The sequence below is a fragment of the Comamonas testosteroni ATCC 11996 genome (assembly GCF_000241525.1).
Classification (GTDB): Bacteria; Pseudomonadota; Gammaproteobacteria; order Burkholderiales; family Burkholderiaceae_C; genus Comamonas; species Comamonas testosteroni.
Window position 1 is genome coordinate 130,527 of sequence record NZ_AHIL01000055.1, and the last position, 22,378, is coordinate 152,904.

General features: G+C 55.7%; 18 protein-coding genes. All 18 read right to left on the bottom strand.

Annotation, left to right across the window (positions count from 1 at the left end; all coding sequences use genetic code 11):
- Positions 1-63: 63 nt before the first annotated feature.
- Positions 64-2,466 (bottom strand): 3-hydroxyacyl-CoA dehydrogenase/enoyl-CoA hydratase family protein, encoded by a 2,403-nt coding sequence (locus tag CTATCC11996_RS23475; protein WP_003081297.1) that lies wholly within the window; start codon positions 2,464-2,466, stop codon positions 64-66.
- 69 nt (positions 2,467-2,535) lie between these two features.
- On the bottom strand, positions 2,536-2,979 hold the full coding sequence (locus CTATCC11996_RS23480; RefSeq protein WP_034350196.1) for a DUF2147 domain-containing protein: 444 nt from the start codon (positions 2,977-2,979) through the stop codon (positions 2,536-2,538).
- An 87-nt stretch (positions 2,980-3,066) separates the two neighbouring features.
- The gene (locus CTATCC11996_RS23485) at positions 3,067-4,863 is read right to left on the bottom strand and encodes an acyl-CoA dehydrogenase C-terminal domain-containing protein (RefSeq protein WP_003081299.1); all 1,797 of its coding nucleotides are present in this window, start codon (positions 4,861-4,863) and stop codon (positions 3,067-3,069) included.
- A gap of 75 nt (positions 4,864-4,938) precedes the next feature.
- Positions 4,939-5,736 (bottom strand): TetR/AcrR family transcriptional regulator, encoded by a 798-nt coding sequence (locus CTATCC11996_RS23490; protein ID WP_085959869.1) that lies wholly within the window; start codon positions 5,734-5,736, stop codon positions 4,939-4,941.
- 185 nt (positions 5,737-5,921) lie between these two features.
- The gene (slmA, locus tag CTATCC11996_RS23495) at positions 5,922-6,617 is read right to left on the bottom strand and encodes a nucleoid occlusion factor SlmA (protein ID WP_003081301.1); all 696 of its coding nucleotides are present in this window, start codon (positions 6,615-6,617) and stop codon (positions 5,922-5,924) included.
- A 176-nt stretch (positions 6,618-6,793) separates the two neighbouring features.
- Entirely contained in the window at positions 6,794-8,293 is a 1,500-nt protein-coding gene (locus CTATCC11996_RS23500; protein WP_003081302.1) for a sensor histidine kinase, read from the bottom strand.
- A 130-nt stretch (positions 8,294-8,423) separates the two neighbouring features.
- Complete coding sequence (locus tag CTATCC11996_RS23505) at positions 8,424-9,143, bottom strand: response regulator transcription factor (RefSeq protein WP_003068054.1); 720 nt, start codon at positions 9,141-9,143, stop codon at positions 8,424-8,426.
- Positions 9,144-9,300: 157 nt separating this feature from the next.
- Positions 9,301-10,194 (bottom strand): acetylglutamate kinase, encoded by an 894-nt coding sequence (argB, locus tag CTATCC11996_RS23510; protein WP_003081303.1) that lies wholly within the window; start codon positions 10,192-10,194, stop codon positions 9,301-9,303.
- Positions 10,195-10,293: 99 nt separating this feature from the next.
- Positions 10,294-12,282: a nucleoside-diphosphate sugar epimerase/dehydratase gene (locus CTATCC11996_RS23515; RefSeq protein ID WP_034350199.1), complete on the bottom strand. Its 1,989-nt coding sequence runs from the start codon at positions 12,280-12,282 to the stop codon at positions 10,294-10,296.
- Positions 12,273-13,448 carry a DegT/DnrJ/EryC1/StrS family aminotransferase gene (locus tag CTATCC11996_RS23520; protein ID WP_003081305.1) on the bottom strand — a complete coding sequence of 392 codons (1,176 nt, stop codon included), beginning with the start codon at positions 13,446-13,448 and terminating at the stop codon, positions 12,273-12,275. The genes CTATCC11996_RS23515 and CTATCC11996_RS23520 overlap by 10 nt, the downstream gene beginning before the upstream one ends.
- Positions 13,449-13,485: 37 nt before the next feature.
- Positions 13,486-14,160, bottom strand: a complete 675-nt coding sequence (locus tag CTATCC11996_RS25295; RefSeq protein ID WP_003081308.1) for an acetyltransferase — start codon at positions 14,158-14,160, stop codon at positions 13,486-13,488.
- Positions 14,161-14,220: 60 nt separating this feature from the next.
- Positions 14,221-14,817, bottom strand: a complete 597-nt coding sequence (locus CTATCC11996_RS23525; RefSeq protein WP_003081310.1) for a sugar transferase — start codon at positions 14,815-14,817, stop codon at positions 14,221-14,223.
- Positions 14,818-15,065: 248 nt separating this feature from the next.
- The gene (locus CTATCC11996_RS23530) at positions 15,066-16,217 is read right to left on the bottom strand and encodes a glycosyltransferase family 4 protein (protein ID WP_034350202.1); all 1,152 of its coding nucleotides are present in this window, start codon (positions 16,215-16,217) and stop codon (positions 15,066-15,068) included.
- A 301-nt stretch (positions 16,218-16,518) separates the two neighbouring features.
- Positions 16,519-17,538: an NAD-dependent epimerase/dehydratase family protein gene (locus tag CTATCC11996_RS25300; RefSeq protein WP_003081314.1), complete on the bottom strand. Its 1,020-nt coding sequence runs from the start codon at positions 17,536-17,538 to the stop codon at positions 16,519-16,521.
- Position 17,539: 1 nt separating this feature from the next.
- Positions 17,540-18,826 carry a Vi polysaccharide biosynthesis UDP-N-acetylglucosamine C-6 dehydrogenase TviB gene (tviB, locus tag CTATCC11996_RS23535; RefSeq protein ID WP_003081318.1) on the bottom strand — a complete coding sequence of 429 codons (1,287 nt, stop codon included), beginning with the start codon at positions 18,824-18,826 and terminating at the stop codon, positions 17,540-17,542.
- Positions 18,827-18,859: 33 nt separating this feature from the next.
- Positions 18,860-20,824 carry an asparagine synthase (glutamine-hydrolyzing) gene (asnB, locus tag CTATCC11996_RS23540; protein WP_034350205.1) on the bottom strand — a complete coding sequence of 655 codons (1,965 nt, stop codon included), beginning with the start codon at positions 20,822-20,824 and terminating at the stop codon, positions 18,860-18,862.
- A 54-nt stretch (positions 20,825-20,878) separates the two neighbouring features.
- Positions 20,879-22,018 carry a glycosyltransferase family 4 protein gene (locus CTATCC11996_RS23545; protein WP_201409230.1) on the bottom strand — a complete coding sequence of 380 codons (1,140 nt, stop codon included), beginning with the start codon at positions 22,016-22,018 and terminating at the stop codon, positions 20,879-20,881.
- 3 nt (positions 22,019-22,021) lie between these two features.
- The coding region (locus tag CTATCC11996_RS25780; RefSeq protein ID WP_157999255.1) for a hypothetical protein at positions 22,022-22,378 on the bottom strand (357 nt) is incomplete at its 5' end.

Sequence of the window (22,378 nt, forward strand, 5' to 3'; positions counted from 1 at the left end):
CCTTCCCGCAAAGCGAGAGAAGGGGGCAGGCGCGCAGCGACTCAGGGGGATGCTCATCTCAAATCAGTTGCGAACCGGCTTGCCGGTGTTCAACATGCCCAGGATTCGTTCATGGGTCTTGGGGTGGGCAATCAGATGACAGAAAGCCTTGCGCTCCAGGCTCATCAGATAGGCCTCATCCACCAGCGTGCCGGCATCGACATCGCCGCCGCAGACCACATTGGCGATCAGGCCCGCAATATGCTGGTCGAACTCGCTGATGAAGCCGCCGTCGCGCATATTGACCAGCGAGCCCTTGATCGTGGCCTGGCCGCTGCGGCCCGCCACGGGGAAGCTGCGCTTGTGCGGTGCACGCCAGCCGCCGGCCGCCATTGCCTTGGCCTCGTTGATGGCGACAAACAGCACCTCGTCCTTGTGGGCCACGACGATGTCGCTGTCCAGCAGATAGCCGAGCTTGCGCGACTCCAGCGCGCTGGTGCCCACCTTGGCCATGGCCGCAGCCGTGAAACCTTCGGTCAGGAAGGGCAGCAAATCCTTGCCGGTGCTGGTGGCGGCATTTTCGGCAGCGCGGCGGGCGATATAGGTCAGGCCGCCGGCGCCGGGCACCAGACCCACGCCGACCTCCACCAGGCCGATATAGCTTTCCATATGGGCCACGCGACGCGCCGAGTACACCGCCATCTCGCAGCCGCCGCCCAGCGCCAGCCCGTGGATGGCAGACACCACGGGCACCTGTGCATAACGCAGGCGCAGCATCAGATTCTGCAGCTCCTGCTCGATGCTCTCGATGGCGTCCGCTCCACCGATCACAAAGGCAGGCATGGTGGCCTCCAGGTCAGCGCCCACGCTGAAGGGCGCATCGCCGGACCAGATGACCATGCCGTCGAAGTCGCTCTCGGCCGTATCCACCGCCTCCATCAGACCTTCCATGACTTCGGGGCTGATGGCGTGCATCTTGTTCTTGATGCTGGCGATCAAGATCTTGCCGTCCAGCGTCCAGGTGCGCAGCGCCCTGGTTTCGGCAATCGTCGTGCCAGCCGTCTGCCAGTCGGGCAGATCGGTTTCACCCAGCAGCTTTTCAGGGAACAGCTGACGCTCGTATACGGGCAGCACACGGCGCGGCACGAACTTGTTCTGCGCAGGGCTCCACGAGCCATTGCCGGTGTGCACTCCGCCGGCATCGGCCACCGGACCTTCGAAGACCCATTGAGGCAGCGGAGCCTTGCACAGCGCCTTGCCGGCGTCGATGTCCTCCTGGACCATCCTGGCCACCTCCAGCCAGCCGGCTTCCTGCCACAGCTCGAAGGGGCCCTGCTTCATGCCAAAGCCCCAGCGCATGGCCTGGTCCACATCGCGTGCGCAGTCGGCAATGGATTGCAGATGCACAGCGGCATAGTGGAAGCTGTTGCGCAAAATGGCCCAGAGGAACTGGCCTTCCTTGCCCTCGGCATTGCGCAGCAGCTTCAGGCGCTCTGCAGCGGGCTTCTTGAGCATGCGGCCGTACACCTCATCGGCCTTGCCGCCTGCGGGAATGTAGTCCTCGCTGTCGAGCTCGAACTGGAAGATGTCACGGCCGACCTTCTTGTAGAAGCCCTTCTTGGTCTTCTGGCCCAGGTTGCCCAGCTCGATCAGCTTGGCCAGCACGGGCGGCGTGCCGAAGCTGCCGTAGAAGGGATCGGTCTCCAGGCTCAGATTGTCCTGCAGCGTCTTGACGACATGGGCCATGGTGTCCAGGCCCACCACGTCCGCAGTGCGAAAGGTGCCCGAGGAGGCACGGCCCAGCTTCTTGCCCGTGAGGTCGTCCACCACGTCGAAGGACAGGCCGAAGTTCTCGACCTCCTTCATCGTGGCCAGCATGCCGGCGATGCCGATGCGGTTGGCGATGAAGTTGGGCGTGTCGTGCGCACGCACCACGCCCTTACCCAGCGTGCTGGTGACAAAGGCTTCTAGCTGGTCCAGCACCTCGGCCTGTGTGGTGGGCGTGTTGATCAGCTCCACCAGCTGCATATAGCGCGGCGGGTTGAAGAAGTGGATGCCGCAAAAGCGCGGCTTGATGGCGTCGGGCAAGGCCTCGGACAGCTTGGTGATCGACAGGCCCGAGGTATTGGACGCCAGCAGAGCATGCTTGGCGACAAAGGGCGCGATCTTGTGATACAGGTCCAGCTTCCAGTCCATGCGCTCGGCGATGGCCTCGATCACCAGATCGCAGCCCTTGAGCAGCTTCATATGCTCTTCGTAGTTGGCCGGCTGGATCAGCTCCACATCGTCGGCCACGCCGATCGGCGATGGCTTGAGCTTTTTCAGATTGGCAATGGCACGCTCTGCAATGCCGCTCTTGGAGCCTTCCTTGGCCGGCAGGTCAAACAAAATGACCGGCACCTTGACGTTGACCAGATGGGCGGCGATCTGCGCACCCATCACGCCCGCGCCCAGCACGGCGACTTTTTTCACATTGAATCGGGACATGAGCAATGTTCCATTGAGGGCCAGCTGCCGCACCATCGGCGTCAGCGCTGGCTGTTTGAGTCTTGATATTTACTGAACGCGGATCCAGGTCTGGGTACGCCAGAAAGGACCGATGGAGCCACGCACTTCCAGCTTCTGGCCTGCGTCGATGGGCGTCAGGCGCACGGTATAGGTCTTGCCGTTTTCGGGATCGAGAATCCTGCCGCCCTCCCAGACTTCCTTGCCTTCGGCCTTTTTGACGCCGCTGATCAGCGTCATGCCAACCACGGGCTTGTCCTTGAGCTCATCCTTGCACTCGGTGCACAGCGCATTCGGATCCGCGCCCTTGCGCAGCAGGGCCTCGACCTTGCCCGTGACCACGCCGCCGGCCTCGGTGATCTTCACCTGCGCCTTGGGCGTGTTTTCCTTTTCATCCATGCTGCGCCAGGTGCCGACGGGCGACATCTGCGCCCAGGCGGCCGACATGCTGCCCGCTATCAATACAAGAGCTGCTACCGATTTAATCTTCTTCATTTCCGAGTCCTTTATATTCAAAACAACGGATGAATAGGCGCATGAAGCTACTTTTTCAATAGCAATACAGCATGCACCTGCACAGCATCAGGCCAGGGCCGCGTCGCTGTCCATCAGCGACTGGCTGCCGGCGCGCGCGGTGCGCATCAGCGTCGCCGTCTCGGGGAACAGCTTGGCGAAATAAAAGCGCGCGGTCTGCAGCTTGCCCTGGTAGAAGGGATCTGCATTGCCGGCCGCGATCTCGCGCAGCGCCACCTGGGCCATGCGGGCAAACAGATAGCCGAAGACCAGATGGCCGGCCACACGCAGATAGTCCACGGCGGCTGCGCCGACTTCGTCGGGGTTCTGCATTCCCTTGAAACCGATCTCGGTGGTGAACTTGGTCATCTGCTCGCCCAGCACGGCAATGGGTGTGATGAACTCGCTCATCTTCTCGTTGACGCCTTCTTCCTCCACCAGCTGGGCGATCAGCTTGCCGAACTTCTTGAGCGTCGCGCCCTGGTTGCCCAGGATCTTGCGGCCCAGCAGATCCAGCGCCTGGATGCCGTTCGTGCCTTCATAGATCATGTTGATGCGCGCATCGCGCACAAACTGCTCCATGCCCCATTCCTTGATGAAGCCGTGGCCTCCGAAGACCTGCTGGCTCAGCGTCGTCGCCGTCCAGCCGTTGTCGGTGATGAAGGCCTTGACGATGGGCGTCAGCAATGCCACCAGCTCGCCGCTGTCCTTGCGCACCTTCTCGTCGGGGTGGTGCAGCTCCTTGTCCAGCAGCAGGCCGCAGAAGGTGGACAGCGCGCGGCCGCCTTCGGCATAGGCCTTGGCCGTGAGCAGCATGCGGCGCACATCGGGGTGGACGATGATGGGGTCGGCCGGCTTGTCCTTGGCCTTCACGCCCGACAGGCTGCGCATCTGCAGGCGATCCTTGGCATAGGCCAGCGCATTCTGGTAGGCCACTTCGGTCAGCCCCAGCGACTGGTTGCCCACGCCCAGACGGGCCGCGTTCATCATCACGAACATGGCCTGCAGACCCTTGTTGGGCTCGCCCACCAGGGTGCCGATGGCACCGTCGATATTGATCTGGGCCGTGGCATTGCCGTGAATGCCCATCTTGTGCTCCAGCGCACCGCAGAAAATCGGGTTGCGCTCGCCCAGCGTTCCATCGGCATTGACCTTGAACTTGGGCACGACGAACAGGCTGATGCCCTTGGAGCCGACGGGTGCATCGGGCAGACGCGCCAGTACCAGGTGCACGATGTTGCTGGTGAAGTCATGCTCGCCGGCCGAGATGAAGATCTTGTTGCCGGTGACACGATAGCTGCCGTCCGCCAGCGGCTCGGCCTTGGTGCGCAGCAGGCCCAGGTCGGTGCCGCAGTGCGGCTCGGTCAGGCACATGGTGCCGGTCCACTCGCCGCTGGTCAGCTTGCCCAGATAGGTCTTCTTCTGCTCGGGCGTGCCGTAGGCATGCAGAGCCTCATAGGCGCCATGGGACAGACCGGGATACATGGTCCAGGCTTGATTGGCGCTATTGAGCATTTCATACAGCGCCGAATTGAGCACGAACGGCAGACCCTGGCCGCCATACTCCGGATCGCAGGACAGTGCCGGCCAGCCGCCTTCGATGAACTGCGCATACGCCTGCTTGAAGCCCTTGGGCGTGGTGACCTCGTGGGTCTCCTTGTTCAGCGTGCAGCCCTCTTCATCGCCGGAGATATTCAAGGGAAACGCGATATTGGCCGCAAACTTTCCCGCCTCCTCGACCACCGCATTGATGGTGTCGGCATCGACCTCCGCGTACTTGGGAATCTGCTGATAGGTCTCGGTGACCTTGAAGACCTCGTGCATGAGGAATTGCATGTCACGCAGTGGCGGGTTGTAGCTGGGCATTTGTCGTCTCCTGTAATGGTTGCGCGTTGAACGGTTTGCTTTTGGGGTTGGAACTGACGCGGGTTGTGAGTGGCGTCAGGCGGCTGGCGGCTCGCTGGCATAGCGCGCCAGAATGTTGTTGAAGCCTGCATGAGCCCGCTCTATCGAGCCGTCGCTATGCAGAAAGCGTGCCTCGTAATGCAGGGCAAGAATCAGACCGTGAATTTCAAACAGCAACTGGCTGGCATCGGCATCGGCACGCAGATCGCCACATTCCTGGCTTTGCACGATGGTGCGGCGCATGGCAGCCAGCCATGTGCTGACGGACTCGACCAGCGCATCGCGCACCGGGCCCGTGCGGTCATCGAACTCCACCGCTCCACTGATATAGATGCAGCCGGAGTCGATCTCCATGGAAGTGCGCTTCATCCAGTTGCCAAACAGCTCGCGCAGACGCGGAATGCCGCGCGGCGCCTCGATGGCGGGGTAGAAGACTTCCTGCTCGAAACGGTCGTGGTACTCGTGCACCACGGAAATCTGCAATTCCTCGCGCGAGCCGAAATGGGCAAACACACCTGATTTGCTCATGCCCGTGAGCTCGGCAATCGCGCCAATGGACAGGCCTTCAAGGCCGATATGCGTGGCAAGATTGAGCGCTGCCTCGACAATCGTGGCCTTGGTCTGCTGACCTTTTGCGAGCGATCTGCCCGCAGACCTGGTTGCAGCAGCCCCTTCCACGGCCTTACTGGGGCTAACCGCAGCTTGCGCCTGGGCGTGCAGCTTGCGAGACTTTGCACTCGTCTTAGTGCTCGCAGCCCCCCTGCGGCCTGTCGGATGCGCCACATCCCGACCTGCGGGCGAAGTTGAAGAACGGGAAACGGAAGACGAGGCCATGAAACTCTCAATAAAACGAACGTTCGTTCTATTTTGCACAGTTTCCGGCCGGTTTTGAATCCATCAAGGGTAAATACTTAGCCATCCCTGCCAGGACTTTTGCCGGCTCAGTTGCCTCGATACGCAATAAAAAACGCCGCCAGTCCTGAGACTGCGGCGTTCCGAAAGAGTGCCCGACGAGCGACTCAGACCACGACCATCATGGCCAGGCTGGCATCCAGGTGCTCGGTGGGCAGGCGGCGAAAGCCCGAGCGGGCATAGCGCTGCAGACGTCCCAGCGCAAACGAGGTCAGCACACTGGCAGCCACCGATGCTTCGGCCGTCGGTGCAGCAGAGCCCATGGCGCCAGCGGCAGGGCGCAGGCATTGGCGCAAGGTGGACTCGATGCGGTCAAAGAACTGATTCATGCGGGTCTGCAGACGCTCATGCTCAAAAACAATGGCGTCGCCGACCATCACGCGCACCATGCCGGGGTTTTTTTCGCCAAACTGCAGCAGCAATGCCACCACGCGGTTGGCATTGCGCACGCTCGTGACCGGATCATGCGCTGCCTCGGGCACATCGCGGCCCACGATTTGCTGCACCAGCGTGAAGACGGACTGCTCGATGAACTCGATCAGGCCCTCGAACATCTGGGCCTTGCTGGCGAAGTGGCGGTACAGGGCCGCCTCGCTCACGCTCAGATGGGCAGCCAGGGCCGCCGTGGTAATGCGGTCGGCACCCGGCTTTTCCAGCATGGAGGCCAATGCCTGCAGGATTTGCTCGCGGCGTTCGCCGGGCTTGGGACGCTTGCGCGCAGGAGCCATGGCGGGAGCGGCAGGACTGTCCTCCGCGGGATTTTCAATATTGGAAACAGGCGACAGGACTTCAGACTCAGACATAGGCGACTCAGTATTTATTAGCAATTTTCTCACAGCCAGTTGCACTGTTAAGCACACGACTATCCTTACCGGCAGGTGCCAGGTGCGTCAAACCAACCTTAATACACAGCAGGCTTGCGGTCTCCACCCCGAACTTTCACCCCCGCTCTCACCAACACGCAAGCGTAACCGAGAAATTAACCTTTGAGAGCTTCAGATACCTCATGACTGCCTTCTGAAACTGATTGAACCGGAATTTCAAGTCTTACTAATAGACCTTTACCGAAACTTCCATCTGAAAAACTCAGTACACCTTGATGCAATTGCGTTATTTCATCGGCAATTGCCAGGCCCAGACCGGTTCCTTCTTCAATCACTCCCTGGGCGCGATAGAAACGCTGGGTAATCTGGCTGCGCTCTTCCTCGGGCACGCCGGGGCCGTCATCGTCAACCTCGACAAAAGCCCATTGCTGCACACCTGCCATCTGCAGCAAGGTGGCATCGTCCGTGCCCACGGGCCGGGGGCGCAGACCGCAGCGCAAGGTGACGCTGCCGCCGCGGGGCGTGTACTTGATGGCGTTTTCCACCAGGTTGGAAACCAGTTCGCGCAGCAACCAGCTATGGCCCCAGACTGATGCAGGCTCGACCTCGAGACCAAAGTCCAGATGCTTGATCGAGGCCCTATCGATAAAGGTCTCGAGCATGCTTTCGCAGAGCTCCTTGAGATCCACCTCCTGCAGCGGCTGCACCTCGGCATTGCGCGCATCGGCACGCGACAGGGCCAGCAACTGACGCGCCAGCTGGGAAGTGCGCCGGGTTGCATCGCGCAGCTGCTCGATCTGCTCCACCGTGAGCACGACCTGCGCCGGCTCACCCGTACGCTTGGCCAGGCGCCTGGCCTCCTGTCCGCTCAGGGCCCAGGCTTCCACCTGGGTCTGCAGGGCCGCCAGCGGCGTGCGCAACTGGTGGGCTGCATCGGCGACGAAACGGCGCTGGCCTTCAGCCTGGGCATTGACCAGGGAGAACAGGCGATTGAGCGAGCGCACCAGAGGCCGCACCTCGGCTGGCGAGGTCTGCTCGTCAATCGGGCTCAGATCGCGCGGCGAGCGGCGCTCCACCGCCTGCGTCAGCTTGTGCAGCGGCTTGAAGGCCCGGCTCACCGACCAGTAAATGGCCACGGCCGCGCCCGCAATCAGCAGCAGATTGGGCAGCAGCACATGCATCAGCAACTGGCGCACCCATTGCTGGCGCACATCGCTGCTGTCGGCCAGCATGACGACCATCTCGCCAGCGCCATAGGTTTCGGCCTTGAGCACGGCAACGCGATAGGTCACGCCGTCGTGCTCCTGGCTATGGAATTCCGCTGTGCCGGTCGCAGGCACATCGAAGTTGATCCAGGTATCGCCTGCCACCACATTGCCCTGCAGATCGCCCACGGCATAGCCTGCTTCATCGCCCTGATTGCGCAAAAAGTCTTCGACGCTTGGCGTCAGCGACACCAGCGGCGGCGTGCCGTCCGCAATCGAGGGCGCGAGCACCGAATCGGCCAGGGCCGGCAGCAAGCGCAACAAACGCTGGTCATGCTGGGTGGAGGCCTCATCTGCGGCGCTGTAGCTGAACCAGCCCCCCATGGCCGCCAACAGCATCAGCGGCACCAAAAGCAGAACCAACAGCCGAAAACGCAGATTGGCGGTCATTAATGCTTATTCAATGAGAACTCGGAGTATTCAATTTTTATAGCTGCAAGCGCCTTATTAATAACCAGTTCAGATATATAAATAACTAAACTCCATATCAATCAAGCGCTAACAGCTATCAAATCGAGCATCAAACGGATTCAGGCATCAACTCCAGCCGATAACCGAAACCGCGAATGGAGCGCAGGGCCACGCCATGTGGCTCCAGTTTGCTGCGCAGGCGGGACACATAAACTTCCACGGCATTCGGCGTGATTTCACGGTCCCAACCGGTCAGGGCCTGCAGCAACTTTTCCTTGCTGGCGGGTTTGGGGGCATTGAGCAGCAGATACTCCAGCACCGTCCATTCACGTGGCCCCAGGTCGATGGGGAGCAGCTTGCCTTCAGTTTCGCCCTCCTGCGGCAGCTGGCGTGCGCCGGCGCGACGGCCCGCCGTATCCAGCTCAATGCAGCCAAAGTTCAGGACAGCCGAAGTTGCTGCCTGGGAGCGGCGCATCAGCGCACGCAGGCGCGCCAGCAACTCGGGCAGCTCGAACGGCTTGACCATATAGTCGTCAGCGCCCCAGTCCAGGCCCTGCACCCGGTCCTGCAGCGCATCGCGCGCCGTGAGGATCAACACCGGCATGGCCTTGCTTTCCACATCGCTGCTGCGCAGGCGACGCGTCAGCTCCAGGCCGTTGATGCCCGGCAGGCCGATATCGATCACCGCCACATCGAACGCCTCCTGGGCCAGTACCTCCAGCGCGCGCTCGGCACTGCCCACCCAGTCCACCGCATAACCGGCATCGGAAAGACCCAGCTTGATACCGCTGGCCACCATCACATCATCTTCCACCAGAAGCAAACGCATAAAGTCCTACCTCGCTCAAAAACAAAAGCCGCCCAAAGGCGGCTTGCGGCGGAGTCCTGAGCGCGACTCCACCCGGGAAAGCCCTGCGGCGATGTTAACGCCATATGTGAAAAGTCACTCGACAAGAGCAACCACATGTCAGGGCCAGACAGGCTCATCAATGGCTGCGAATCATCGTGCCATATGCCTGGTCCGTCAAAATTTCCAGCAGCATGGAATGCGGCACGCGTCCATCGATGATGTGCACCGCATTCACGCCCGCCTTGGCAGCATCCAGGGCGCCCGAAATCTTGGGCAGCATGCCGCCGGAAATCGTACCGTCGGCAAACAGCGCATCAATCTCGCGCGCCGTCAGATCCGTCAGCAGATTGCCGGCCTTGTCCAGAACGCCCGGAGTGTTGGTTAAAAGCACCAACTTTTCAGCTTGCAACACTGTTGCGAGTTTGCTTGCAACCACGTCGGCGTTGATGTTGTAGCTTTCGTTCTCCTCACCAAAACCGATAGGGCTGATCACTGGAATGAAAGCATCGTCCTGCAGCGCCTTCACCACACTGGGGTCGATGGCAACGATATCGCCCACCTGACCCACATCGTGCTCGATGCTCGGATCCTTGTTATCCAGCATCTTGAGTTTCTTGGCACGAATCAAGCCGCCATCTCGCCCCGTCAGGCCCACGGCCTTGCCGCCGGCCTGATGAATCAGACCCACGATGTCCTGCTGCACCTCGCCAGCCAGCACCCACTCCACCACTTCCATGGTCTCTTCATCCGTGACACGCATGCCCTGAATGAATTCACCCTTCTTGCCAAGACGACCCAGCGCCGCTTCAATCTGAGGCCCACCACCATGAACCACCACAGGGTTAATCCCCACCAGCTTGAGCAACACCACATCTTCCGCAAAGTCCGCCTGCAGGGCAGGATCGGTCATGGCGTTGCCGCCATACTTGATGACCATAGTCTTGCCATGGAACTTGCGGATGTAGGGCAGCGCTTGCGCGAGGATTTCAGCTTTGTCGCGGGGGGCGATTAGGGTGGTGGTATCAGTCATTTAATCGGGCCCGCAACCGCAGGACACTATAGATTCAAAAACCAAAGGCTGCTCTTGCAGCCTTCGTCGTTCGGCATAGATTTTGCCGCAATATACGCATTACATTGTCAGCAGTTTGCGAGTTTTCGCACTTCCCTGACGTGCCTGTTCCGATTCGTCAGGAGCGACATAGCCACTGACCAATTGCAACAGCTCTGCATGGATCGTCGCGTCATCTCCCAACTTGGCAGCACCTCGCAAGACCAGCAAATGCGGCAACAACTCATTCCAGAACAGGAATTTCTCATGTGCCTTCATGATACGAGTATGTTCAGTGGTCTCGGGATTGTCGCCAATAAGCAACTCCTCGTAGAGCTTCTCACCAGGCCTCAATCCCACCACCTGAATCTCGATATCTCCCGACGCATGAGACTCATCCTTGACGGTCAAACCGGACAACTGAATCATCCTTCTAGCTAGATCAATGATTTTCACGGGTTTGCCCATGTCGAGCACAAACACGTCGCCGCCATTGCCCATGGCACCAGCCTGCAATACCAGCTGGGCAGCCTCTGGAATCGTCATGAAATAGCGGGTCACGCCAGCGTGCGTGACCGTCAGCGGCCCTCCGTTACGTAGCTGACTACGAAACAACGGTACCACGCTGCCGCTGCTGCCCAACACATTGCCGAAGCGCACCATGCAAAAACAAGTGCGATTCTCTGTAGGCTTGCCCACAGACTCCTCATCAATAGGCGCGAAGTCCACGCTCGATGCCTCCGCCATGGCCTGCAACACCAGCTCCGCCATACGCTTGCTGGCCCCCATGACATTGGTAGGCCGCACCGCCTTGTCAGTCGAGATGAGCACAAAGCGCTCTACGCTGCACTCCATGGCCACGCGCGCCACATTGAGCGTGCCGAAGACATTGTTCAGAATGCCTTCGGCCGGGTTCTCCTGCACCAGAGGAACATGCTTATAAGCCGCGGCGTGATACACCGTGTGAGGTTTGCAATCCGCAAAAATGGCGCGCAGGCGACGCAGGTTCCGGATACTTCCCAGTCGCGGCAGCAACTGCACGGACAGGCCATGCTCCTTGCACAGCAGTTCCAGATTGTGGTGGATTGCGTAGAGCCCATATTCATTGTGCTCCACCAGCACCAGTGCCTGCGGACGCTCCAGAATGATCTGACGGCATAGCTCGCTGCCAATGCTGCCACCGGCCCCCGTCACCAGCACCACCTTGCCGGCCAGGTTCTTGGCCAACAGTTGCGGATCGGGTGCCACCGGATCGCGGCCCAGCAGATCCTCGATGTCCAGTTCCTGGAAATCAGCCACCGTTACCTTACCCGAGGCAAGATCCATCATGCCAGGCAGAGAGCGCACATGTACGGGCAGCAGTTGCAACTGGTCGATGATCTCCCGACGTCGCAAGCGGTTCAGGGAGGGAATGGCCAGCAAGATATCGGATATCTTGTGCTTTCCGATGAACTCAGCAACATCCACAGGAGCAATGATCGGGACGCCGTTGATGGTTCGTCCGATCTTGCCCGGATCGTCATCGACGAAGCCGCGCACCGAGAACTCGCGCATCACATCCAGCGCCGATGCCGTCTGAACCCCCGCCTCGCCCGCACCGTAGATCAGCAGGTGCTTTTTGGGGGTCGACTCACGCTCGGAATCATTCACCTCGGATAGCCAGTAGCGCGCCACAATACGCCAGCCCCCGGCCAATAGCAGGAACAGGATCGGCTGGATCAAGCCGATGCTGCGCGGCACCCCATTCCAGCGCATCCAAAGCAAAATCGCAAAAAAGAAAATGCCGTAAATGAGCACGGAGGTAGCAGTGGCCACGACCGCTGGCATACCGGCATAGCGGAAGATCGCGCGGTACAGACCCATCCGCACGAAGATCGGCACAAACAGCACGATCGCCAATCCATAGACATAGCCCTGGTCCGACACCGGTGCTCCGACCTGATCAATGCGGAGGTAGAACGCCAGCCAGACAGCCAAGACTGCCATGGATACATCCACCCCCAAAACCACCACTTGCTTCAACAAGCGTGGCAGCCTCAATAGGTGGTCGGCCAATGCATTCAACGACATGCTATTTCCATAACTGCATTGATCGCATCGCAGGTCTGTTGAATCTCCGCCTCTGTCAAAGTTGGATGGACTAGAAACATCAAGCTGGAGTCGCCCAACTCTTTTGCGGAAGGTAAACGCTCTGCTGGTCTCCAGCCCGTGGAGTCGAAAGCCTTCTCCAGGTAGACCTCTGAGCATGAGCCTTGGTAGCAAGGAACGCCTAAAGCATTGATCTCCAAGACAATGCGGTCCCTGCTCCAACCTTCGGCAAGCTGATTGGGGTCCACATATGCATAGCACTTGTAATGCGCGTGGCCGATAGTTTCAGGAATTTCAGGCACTCGTAATGCCGAAGATTTGCGGCATGCAGCAAGAATGCTCAGCGCATTTCGCGTACGCAATGCAGTCCACTCCGGCATGCGCTTGAGTTGAATACGGCCTATTACAGCCTGCATCTCCAACATGCGCCAATTTGTGCCAAAGCTCTCATGCAGCCAGCGGAAACCCGGTGCATGTTCACGCTCATACACAGCCGCATAACTCTTACCATGATCCTTGAAGCTCCACATGGCGCGCCACAGGGCTTCGTCATTGGTCGTTACCATGCCGCCCTCGCCACCCGTGGTCATGATCTTGTCCTGACAAAAGCTCCAGGCTCCCACATGGCCGATGCTTCCCACGCTACGCCCTTTGTACCGAGCGCCATGCGCCTGGGCACAGTCTTCGATGACCTTCAGCCCATTTTGCTCGGCCAGCTCCATGATCGGGTCCATGTCGCAGGGCCAGCCAGCCAAATGCACGCAAATGACAGCTCGGGTTCGTGGCGTCAGCGCCTTGGCAATGGTCGCGGCAGAAATATTGCCACTATCGAGATCCACATCAGCGAACACCGGAGTTGCCCCAGCATTCACTACGCATGAAATGCTGGCAATGAAAGTACGTGGCGTCACCACCACTTCATCGCCCGGGCCAATGCCCAAAGCCTTAAGCGCCACATCCAGTGCCAAAGTGCCATTGGCCAAGGCCACTGCATGGCTTGTTTCTGTCCATGCCGCGAACTCTTTTTCAAATGCACGGCACTCTTGGCCTGTCCAATAGTTCACCTTGTTGGACAACAGCACCTGCTGAACAGCATTGGCCTCTTCAGTAGTGAAGCTAGGCCAGGGAGAGAAATGAGTATTCAACATTTTTGAATCCAGATCCGTTCTGTGTCTCAAGAACTACTTATTTCAATACTTGCTTCTGCAATGGTTTTGCTGGATTTCCAACAACAACTTCTCCGGCGGGCACACTCTTGGTAACGACAGCCCCCATGCCAACAACAGCACCCCGACCGATTACCAGAGGTTTATCTGGTACGCCTTGTTTGATAACTGCCCCAGTCCCAATGTATGCGTGATCTTCGATCACAATATTTCCATTGCACATCACGCCTGGCGCAAAGGTGACAAAGTCACCAATTACACAATCGTGCGCAACATAACTGTAAATATTTGCATGAAAATGCCGGCCAATACGAATATTGCTAGTCAACGTAACAAAGGGGCTCAGAATGGCCCCCTCTCCGACCGATATTTCGTCCATACAAACCACATTGGCTGCTTGTACTGCCCAAGACCTCACCCCATCTTTTTCCAAGTTATGGGCCAATTTTTCACGTATCGCACTATTGGCAATGGCTAAAACCGCATAGCGATTTCCAGCAGGCTCATTCAAAAATTGAGAATAATTCAGTAAACGCGCCCCATTTATCAATGCAGGCCCAGGCGCATCATCCACAAAAACCAAGCGATCCGTGGGAATTCCCGCCGTTACTAATAAATGACGTGCTAGTGGCATTACCTCACGTCCATAGCCGCTAGCACCATATACCGCATATAAATCTTGTGAATTCGTCATTAAATATTCCTTTAATTTTTAGAGATTTTATTTTTATATTTTCGCTTGCAATTAAAAATACTACAGCTTCTTGCTGCCTGTGAACTTACTCATTGTTGCTTCCCCCGCCGCACTGATGCCATCGCGCACCAGCACCTTTTTCACGGTCAACCACAAAATCTTGATGTCCAACCACAGGCTCTGATGATCCACATACCACACGTCCAACTCGAATTTTTCTTCCCAACTGATGGCATTGCGTCCATTGACCTGGGCCCAACCTGTCACTCCAGGACGCGCCTCGTGACGGCGAGCTTGCTCAGGCGTGTATAGCGGCATATATTCCATAAGCAATGGACGTGGCCCCACCAAGCTCATATCACCTTTCAACACATTCCATAGTTCCGGTAGCTCATCCAAGCTTGTAGATCTTAAAAAACGACCAAAAGACGTTAGTCGCGCCGCATCAGGCAACAACTGCCCGTCCGGTCCACGCTCATCCGTCATAGTGCGGAGCTTAACCATCTCAAAAGGTTTGCCATGCAGCCCTGGACGCAATTGGCGGAAAAATACCGGGCTACCCAGCTTACGGCGAATGACCGCAACAAGAATGAAAAATGGCAGAGCCAGAATAATTAATCCCAACAAAGCGAAAGAAAAATCAAAAATACGCTTCATAATTATATGGAATGACTTCATCACATTTGTCGATATTACTTAGCAATAGCTTTAACCATTATTTCAGCAATCTTCAGCGCATATATTCATCCTGCTTCCTCCAACACGACCAAGGTAATTAAATTCCCTGAAATAACCTAATGGGACTGCTCCCATCAGCGCATAATATAGAAGCAGAGCATTGCACAGTTACACCTGCATGAAACGATAATAAATTAATCTAGTACCACAATTGAAAAAATAGATGCTCATTCAACCATTCCATCCTTTGGTTTATGACCGAGCAGCAAGTCAACTAACCGTCGATTGACTTTTCTCACATCAAAACGCTCCTCTGCGATCCGACGACTGGCCTGCCCCATTGTGGCAATTAATTCAGGCTGTGCTATGAACAACTGCATTTTTTCAGCCAAAGCCTCCACATCACGAGGAGGTACGAGAAAACCGTTGACACCATCCATCACCGTTTGACGGCAACCCGGCACATCGGTGGTAATCACTGCACGCCCCATGGCCATAGCCTCTTGTGTGCTCACCGGAACCCCCTCGCGATAGGAAGGCAGTACGTACACGCTAGTTTGCGCCATCCACGGCATCACCGGCGTATGTCCATGCCACTCTAGGGTACCTTCGCCCACCCAAGCCTGTACATCAGCCTCAGTGATCGAACCGGGGTTATCGTCCAGTCCGCCCAGCAGGATGAAGCGCGTTTGCGGGTACTTTTGCTTGACGATACGTGCCGCGGCGGCATATTGCGCCACGCCCTTTTCTCGCAACAGGCGGGCCACAAGCATGAAGGTGGGCGGCTGCTGCACTGGCGGAGCAGGCACCCAATGTTCCAGGTCCACGCCAATGCCACCAAGCAGAAACCCTTTGCTGGCAGGTAACACACCTGAAGCAACCAACTCCGCTTGATCGTCGGAATTCAAAAATATCACCCGCTCGGCACGAGACATCCCCAATTTGTACAACCACAGCACCAGTCGCTTCAATAAGCGACGCTTGAATGAAAAAGCTCCATCATCGGTCGGCGTAAAGACAAAGCCCAAACCCTCCACCATGGCGAAGCGCTGCGGAACGCCCGCCCACCAAGCTGCCAACGTGCCAAAAATCACTGGTTTAATAAAATAACCCAAAGACATATCTGGCTTCAAACGTCGCAACAATTTTGCCATATGCCACGTGTTGACCGCATCACGCAACGGGTTCATGCCGGTGCGAGCCATAGGGCAATCAATTGGCATCGCCCCCAGTGCCTGAACAGCGAAACGCGTGCTTTCGTCAAAGTTTGGTGCCAAGGCAAATACTTGTACTCCCTGGGAGTGCAACAAACGTATTAGTGGGGCGCGGAAACTAGTTAGTGAAGGAGCGTGGGAAGTTATCAGGACAATGGTTCGCATTACTTTAATAAAGAATTATTAATAGGGTGCAGCTAAAGTTTCTATTCCAAAGACACGATATGCAAAAAAATTTACTAAGATTTTCATTTACCTAAAAACCAAAAATCTACTTGCGACACATGTAACATGACTAATTTCTTAACTCATGAAAATTTTCACGTGCTTTTATGTCTAATGCATTTTTATCGAACTACGGGTATAGCGTCTTTAACAAACCTTGAAGTAAGCCTATCCTACTCTAAAAATATCAGTAGTAGTATCCTGAGACTGACTTTCTATCAAAAATGATTTTTCAGTTTAATCAAATATGCCTCACATACCAAGGCATTGCTTTCCCTATGCCCTCCAATATCTTATACTCAGGCGCATAGCCTAAATTGGCAACGGCCTTGCTTATATCCGCTTGCGAATGACGCACATCTCCAGCACGAAATTCGCGATAAATAGGTTCTTTCCCATAAGGCTTACCACCATCTTCCAATGCGACTCGCAAAGCGTGAAATAAATCATTCAATGTGGTACGGTCTCCAACTGCAACGTTATAGACTTCATTTTTTTCATCATCGCCGGCAGTTGCTGCAAGCAAGTTCGCTTGCACTGCATTTTCAACAAAACAAAAATCGCGGCTAGTTTCCCCATCACCATTGATGAATAGCTCATCGCCCTGAATCATGGCCGCCGCCCACTTTGGAATAACAGCCGCATAAGCGCCATTTGGGTCTTGGCGTTGACCGAACACATTGAAATAACGCAACCCTATGGACTTAAAGCCATAGGTTCGCGCAAATACGTCTGCATACAGTTCGTTCACATATTTTGTTACAGCATAGGGCGACAATGGCTTACCAATGTGCTCCTCCACCTTGGGCAAGGCTGGATGATCGCCGTATGTTGAACTGCTGGCTGCATAAGTAAAGCTTTGTACCTTGGCATCACGTGCGGCAACCAGCATGTTTAAAAAACCGCCTATGTTGGTGTCATTGGTCGTAATGGGGTCGTTGATGGATCGAGGAACAGATCCCAGTGCAGCTTGGTGCAATACATAATTCACACCAAAGCACGCTTTCTGGCAATCAGTCAAGTTACGAATATCACCTTCGATAAACGCAAAATTCTGCCATTGCTGCGCAGAAACCAAGCTCCGCACTTCATCAAGATTTCGCTGATGCCCCGTAGCAAAGTTATCTAATCCCACTACTCGCTGGTTGAGTTTTAACAAATGCTCTAAGAGGTTAGAGCCTATGAAACCTGCGACACCAGTGACCAGCCAAGTGGCTTGATTTTCAAATAAGTGTCTTCTTAATTCAGCGTATTTACTCATTTTACAACCTGATATCCGATTCGTCAGCAGTTAGAATATACTTCAAATCATAGAGAACGTGCACATCCTTACCCAGCCTACGAATACCATTGCCGCCCATCTTGGCAAACTGCTTATGCGCGACAGCCAGAACAATGGCATCATATTCATTAAATTTTAATTGATCTTCTTGAGTAGCAACATCAATACCATACTCATGCCGTGCTTCTTCGATACTGACCCATGGATCAAAGCAGTCCACCGCAATTCCGTATTCCTTAAGCTCATTAATAATATCTACCACACGCGTATTACGCAGATCTGGACAGTTCTCTTTGAAGGTTAACCCCAGCACTAATACCTTGGAGCCATTCACCTGAATGCATTTTTTCAACATCCCTTTTACCAGCTGACTAACCACATACTTTCCCATGCCATCATTTAAGCGTCGACCAGCAAGGATAATCTCTGGGTGATAGCCAACAGATTGGGCTTTATGGGTCAGATAATATGGATCGACGCCTATACAGTGTCCACCCACCAATCCCGGGCGGAAGGGCAAGAAGTTCCACTTCGTCCCAGCGGCCTTCAGCACTTCTTCAGTGTCAATGCCCAATTTATTGAAAATAAGTGCCAGCTCGTTAATTAAGCCAATATTCACGTCACGCTGCGTATTTTCAATTACTTTTGCTGCTTCAGCGACCTTAATAGAACTAGCCTTGTGTGTACCCGCCACAATGATAGAGCGATACAATGCATCAACAAAATTGGCAATTTCTGGCGTCGACCCTGAAGTCACCTTTAAAATGCTCGTAACACGATGTTCTTTATCGCCCGGATTGATGCGCTCCGGACTATAGCCAGCGAAAAAATCCTGGTTAAATTTCAAGCCAGAAAATTTTTCAAGAACAGGTACGCAATCTTCCTCTGTGGCACCAGGATAAACTGTAGACTCATAGATTACCACCCCTCCTTTCTTCAGAACCTTACCTATCGTTTCACTGGCTTTGATGAGTGGTGTTAAATCTGGCTGCTTGTGTGTATTAATTGGAGTGGGAACAGTAACGATAAAAACATTGCACTTGGACAATTCATCGAGTTCGCTACTATAAGAAAGCAATGTCGCTTGCGCCAGCTCCTCGTCTTCAACTTCCAAGGTGTGGTCATGCCCAGACGCCAATTCTTCCAAGCGGTCTTTATTAATATCAAAACCAAGTGTCGGGTATTTTTTACCAAACTCAACCGCCAAAGGAAGACCCACATAACCAAGCCCAATAACAGCCAGCTTTACATTTTCAAATTTTTCCATGATTCTCTCTAATATAAAATATCCAAAATTATCTCAATAATACTCTTTCAGCCACGCCTGAAACATCAAAACATCCCACAAATGATGTTGCCAATTTCGTTCACCGCTAACATGCTCGGTCCATTTCTGCCGAATAGGCACGGGGTTGAAATAGCCCTCCTGACGCAGTCGTGACTCGCTAAGCAAATCCTCCGCCCAGTCGCGCAGCGGCCCACGCAGCCATTCGTCAATGGGCACGCCAAACCCCATCTTGGGGCGCTCGATCATTTCTTTGGGCACATGTCGGTACAGCACCTCACGCAGCGCCCATTTACCAACACGGCCGCGCAGCTTGAGTTGCTGGGGCAGTTGCCATGCAAACTCCACCACGCGATGATCGAGAAAAGGCACACGCGTCTCCAGGGACACACCCATGGCGGCGCGGTCTACCTTGGACAAAATATCGTCGGGCAGATAGGTGACGGCATCCAGCACCATCATGCGCTGCACCTCGTCTAGTCCTGCCAGAGACAAAGGATTTCCGCGCAAGTGGGTAAAGGGCTCGGTAGCACCCTGCACCAAGCCATCGGGCTTCCAGTGGGTAACCAAGTCCAGATAGAGCTCATCCACGCTGCGAGCATTGAGCAATGCAGCGCCCTTATGCAGTTTGTCACCCATATTGGACCGGCGCAGCGCGCCAGGCAGCAGTGGTTGCACCGGCTTGCACAAGGTATTCCACGATGTAGGTGATAGTGCCTGGATTCCTGCCGCACCCAAGCGACGCAACGGCTGCGGCAGGCGCTCCAGCTTACGCCACAAATTGCGTGTGAATGCATAGCGGCTGTAGCCTGCAAACAGCTCATCGCCCGCATCGCCCGAAAGAGACACCGTCACCTGCTGACGGGCCAACTGGCTGACCAAGAAGGTGGGTATCTGCGACGAATCTGAAAATGGCTCGCTGTATAACTGCGGCAGTTTTGGGATGACATCCAACGCCTGCTGGGGCGTAACGTACAGCTCTGTGTGGTCTGTCCCCAAATGATGCGCCACCGCCTTGGCGTGCAAAGCTTCGTTGTAGCCTTCTTCGTTAAAGCCAATGGTGAACGTCTTGACTGGCCGCTGACTTTGCGCCTGCATCAGCGCCACCACGGTGGATGAATCAACGCCACCCGACAGGAACGCGCCCAGCGGCACATCGGCCATCATTTGCTGGCGCACGGCGTCTTTGAGCAACGCCTCCAGTGCATCCACCGCTTCGACCTCCGTGCCCGCAAAAGGCGTAGCAGCACCCTGCAGCGCCACCTGAGGTAGCGACCAATATGCTTCTCTCTTTGGCTCACGCTGAGCCAGCGACACAGTCAGCAAGCAGCCCGGCTGCAGCTTGTAAATATCCCGGTAAATGGAATGCGGGGCAGCAATGGCGTTGTGGCGCATGTACAGCGCCAACGCATCGCGGTTGATATCGGCTGCAAACGCCGGGTGCGCCTTGATTGCTGCCAAATCTGAGCCAAACAGTAGGCAGGCATCTGCGCCCGCCCCCTGCCAGCCATAGTACAGCGGTTTTTCCCCCAGGCGGTCACGCGCCAGGGTCAAACTGCGCTCCCTTTTATCCCACACGGCAATGGCAAACATACCAACGCAGCGCTCAATGGTGGCGCGCAAGCCCCAGGCGCTAAAGCCGGCCAGTAGCGTTTCAGTATCCGAATGTCCACGCCACCCAGTATTGCCCCCCTCAGTGTCTAACTGTCTGCGCAAATCCAGGTGGTTGTAGATTTCACCATTGAAGGCCATCACATAGCGCCCACAAGCCGACCGCATAGGTTGCGCGCCGGCGGGCGATAACTCCACAATCGCGAGCCGCCGATGGCCCAGCGCAATCCCACTTATCGCGTCATGCCAATATCCGGCACTATCAGGCCCCCGATGCACGATGGTAGCCGCCATGCGCTCCAGCAGACCTGGCGCTACCTCATCACGCGCCCACTGGCCTTCGGTTAAAAAACCCACAAAACCGCACATCTGAAATACCTTTTATTTGTTATCGCTGTCGTTATCGATCAGAGGGCCAAGCTTCTACAAACCATCGCCCCGCGCCACGCGCTCGTAAAACGCTTCGTACAAACGCGCTACGTGGCCTATCTCGTAACGGGCTGCGACGCGCACACGCGCTTGTTCGCCAAGGACAGTCTTCTGCTCAGGCGGATAGCTCAAAACATCCACCAATCCCCGTGCCAAACCAACCATATCGCCCGCAGCCACCACGCACCCGGTGTCGCCCACGATCTCAGCGCTATCACCCACATCCGTCACCACACAGGGGACGCCGCAGGCCATAGCCTCGCCCAGCACATTGGGGAAGGCCTCGCCGTGCGAGCTGGAGGCCAGCACATCCAGCGAAGCCATCAGGCGTGGCACATCCTCGCGCCGCCCCAGCAGGTGCATGCGCGCCTGCAAGCCCTTGACAGCAATGGCGCTGTTCAACGCGATATTGGCAGCATCCACACCCGTGCCCGCCAATACAAAATGTACATCTGGCATCTGCGCGTGCACCTGAGCGGCGGCTTCAACAAAGCCGCAATGGTTCTTTTGTGAATCAAAGCGCGCAATCAAGCCCACCAAAGGCACATCAGCCGCCAAACCTAATTCAGCGCGCACACTGGCGCGCGCTGCTACGTCTGGCACAAAGCGGCTTAAATCAAAGCCATTGGGGATGACGTGCAATTTGTCTGCCGCATAACCCACCGCCGCATGAACCTCTTTGGCCCGCTGCGAACAAGAAATCATTTGTACTGGCACGCGGTGCGACAGCAAAGCACACGCCTTAACTACCCACAGCGTTGAGCGTTTGTTTTCTGTTTTTGACAGATTGCTGTGGCGAATGCACCAAATCACTTTTCTAAACCCTGCCAGCCGGGCTGCCAGCCCACCCAGCAAATCGGCATGGTACATCCAAGTGTGCACCACCTCAGGCTGCAACTGGCGCAACAACTTGGCCAAGCGCAACACCACCAGCGGGTTAGGTACACCCCGCGACATATCCAAGGAATACACCGGTATATTCAAGGCCTGAATTTTTGGCCCGACTTCGCCGAGGCCAATCAAAGAGATCACCGTGGGCGTAAAGCGGCCGCGGTCTATCTGCTGCAATAGCTTAAGCAGCATGGTTTCTGCACCACCAGTCGCAAGGTTGGTAATAACTAGAACAATATTCACCAATCATCCCTTTGTCACAATTTTCAACTTAACCACCAATATTGCCATTATCAGCATAAAAACAGATAATGAAATTGTTGCAGGAATAAATAGCATAGTTTGTTCGAAAAAATAAAACAAAACTAAAAGCACCGGAATATCTTTTGCCTTACCTAGGCGCTCTAAATCGCCCCATGACATCGATACAATCCGATAAACATAAAATCTAATAAACCCGAATAGCAAACCGCCAACAATCGGTAAAAAATATGCAGAAGCACCTGTGAAATATGGAGGAATAAAACACCCTGGAATATTTGTAACCAAAGAAGTGTTTACGCAAGAAAAAGACTCCTCAGGAGGAATAAATTGATAACTAAG

What these genes read in the sequence shown, in the direction of transcription:
- CTATCC11996_RS23475 (WP_003081297.1), bottom strand. Translation starts at nt 2,466, where the DNA reads ATGTCCCGATTCAATGTGAAAAAAGTCGCCGTGCTGGGCGCGGGCGTG.
- CTATCC11996_RS23480 (WP_034350196.1), bottom strand. Translation starts at nt 2,979, where the DNA reads ATGAAGAAGATTAAATCGGTAGCAGCTCTTGTATTGATAGCGGGCAGC.
- CTATCC11996_RS23485 (WP_003081299.1), bottom strand. Translation starts at nt 4,863, where the DNA reads ATGCCCAGCTACAACCCGCCACTGCGTGACATGCAATTCCTCATGCAC.
- CTATCC11996_RS23490 (WP_085959869.1), bottom strand. Translation starts at nt 5,736, where the DNA reads ATGGCCTCGTCTTCCGTTTCCCGTTCTTCAACTTCGCCCGCAGGTCGG.
- slmA (WP_003081301.1), bottom strand. Translation starts at nt 6,617, where the DNA reads ATGTCTGAGTCTGAAGTCCTGTCGCCTGTTTCCAATATTGAAAATCCC.
- CTATCC11996_RS23500 (WP_003081302.1), bottom strand. Translation starts at nt 8,293, where the DNA reads ATGACCGCCAATCTGCGTTTTCGGCTGTTGGTTCTGCTTTTGGTGCCG.
- CTATCC11996_RS23505 (WP_003068054.1), bottom strand. Translation starts at nt 9,143, where the DNA reads ATGCGTTTGCTTCTGGTGGAAGATGATGTGATGGTGGCCAGCGGTATC.
- argB (WP_003081303.1), bottom strand. Translation starts at nt 10,194, where the DNA reads ATGACTGATACCACCACCCTAATCGCCCCCCGCGACAAAGCTGAAATC.
- CTATCC11996_RS23515 (WP_034350199.1), bottom strand. Translation starts at nt 12,282, where the DNA reads ATGTCGTTGAATGCATTGGCCGACCACCTATTGAGGCTGCCACGCTTG.
- CTATCC11996_RS23520 (WP_003081305.1), bottom strand. Translation starts at nt 13,448, where the DNA reads ATGTTGAATACTCATTTCTCTCCCTGGCCTAGCTTCACTACTGAAGAG.
- CTATCC11996_RS25295 (WP_003081308.1), bottom strand. Translation starts at nt 14,160, where the DNA reads ATGACGAATTCACAAGATTTATATGCGGTATATGGTGCTAGCGGCTAT.
- CTATCC11996_RS23525 (WP_003081310.1), bottom strand. Translation starts at nt 14,817, where the DNA reads ATGAAGCGTATTTTTGATTTTTCTTTCGCTTTGTTGGGATTAATTATT.
- CTATCC11996_RS23530 (WP_034350202.1), bottom strand. Translation starts at nt 16,217, where the DNA reads ATGCGAACCATTGTCCTGATAACTTCCCACGCTCCTTCACTAACTAGT.
- CTATCC11996_RS25300 (WP_003081314.1), bottom strand. Translation starts at nt 17,538, where the DNA reads ATGAGTAAATACGCTGAATTAAGAAGACACTTATTTGAAAATCAAGCC.
- tviB (WP_003081318.1), bottom strand. Translation starts at nt 18,826, where the DNA reads ATGGAAAAATTTGAAAATGTAAAGCTGGCTGTTATTGGGCTTGGTTAT.
- asnB (WP_034350205.1), bottom strand. Translation starts at nt 20,824, where the DNA reads ATGTGCGGTTTTGTGGGTTTTTTAACCGAAGGCCAGTGGGCGCGTGAT.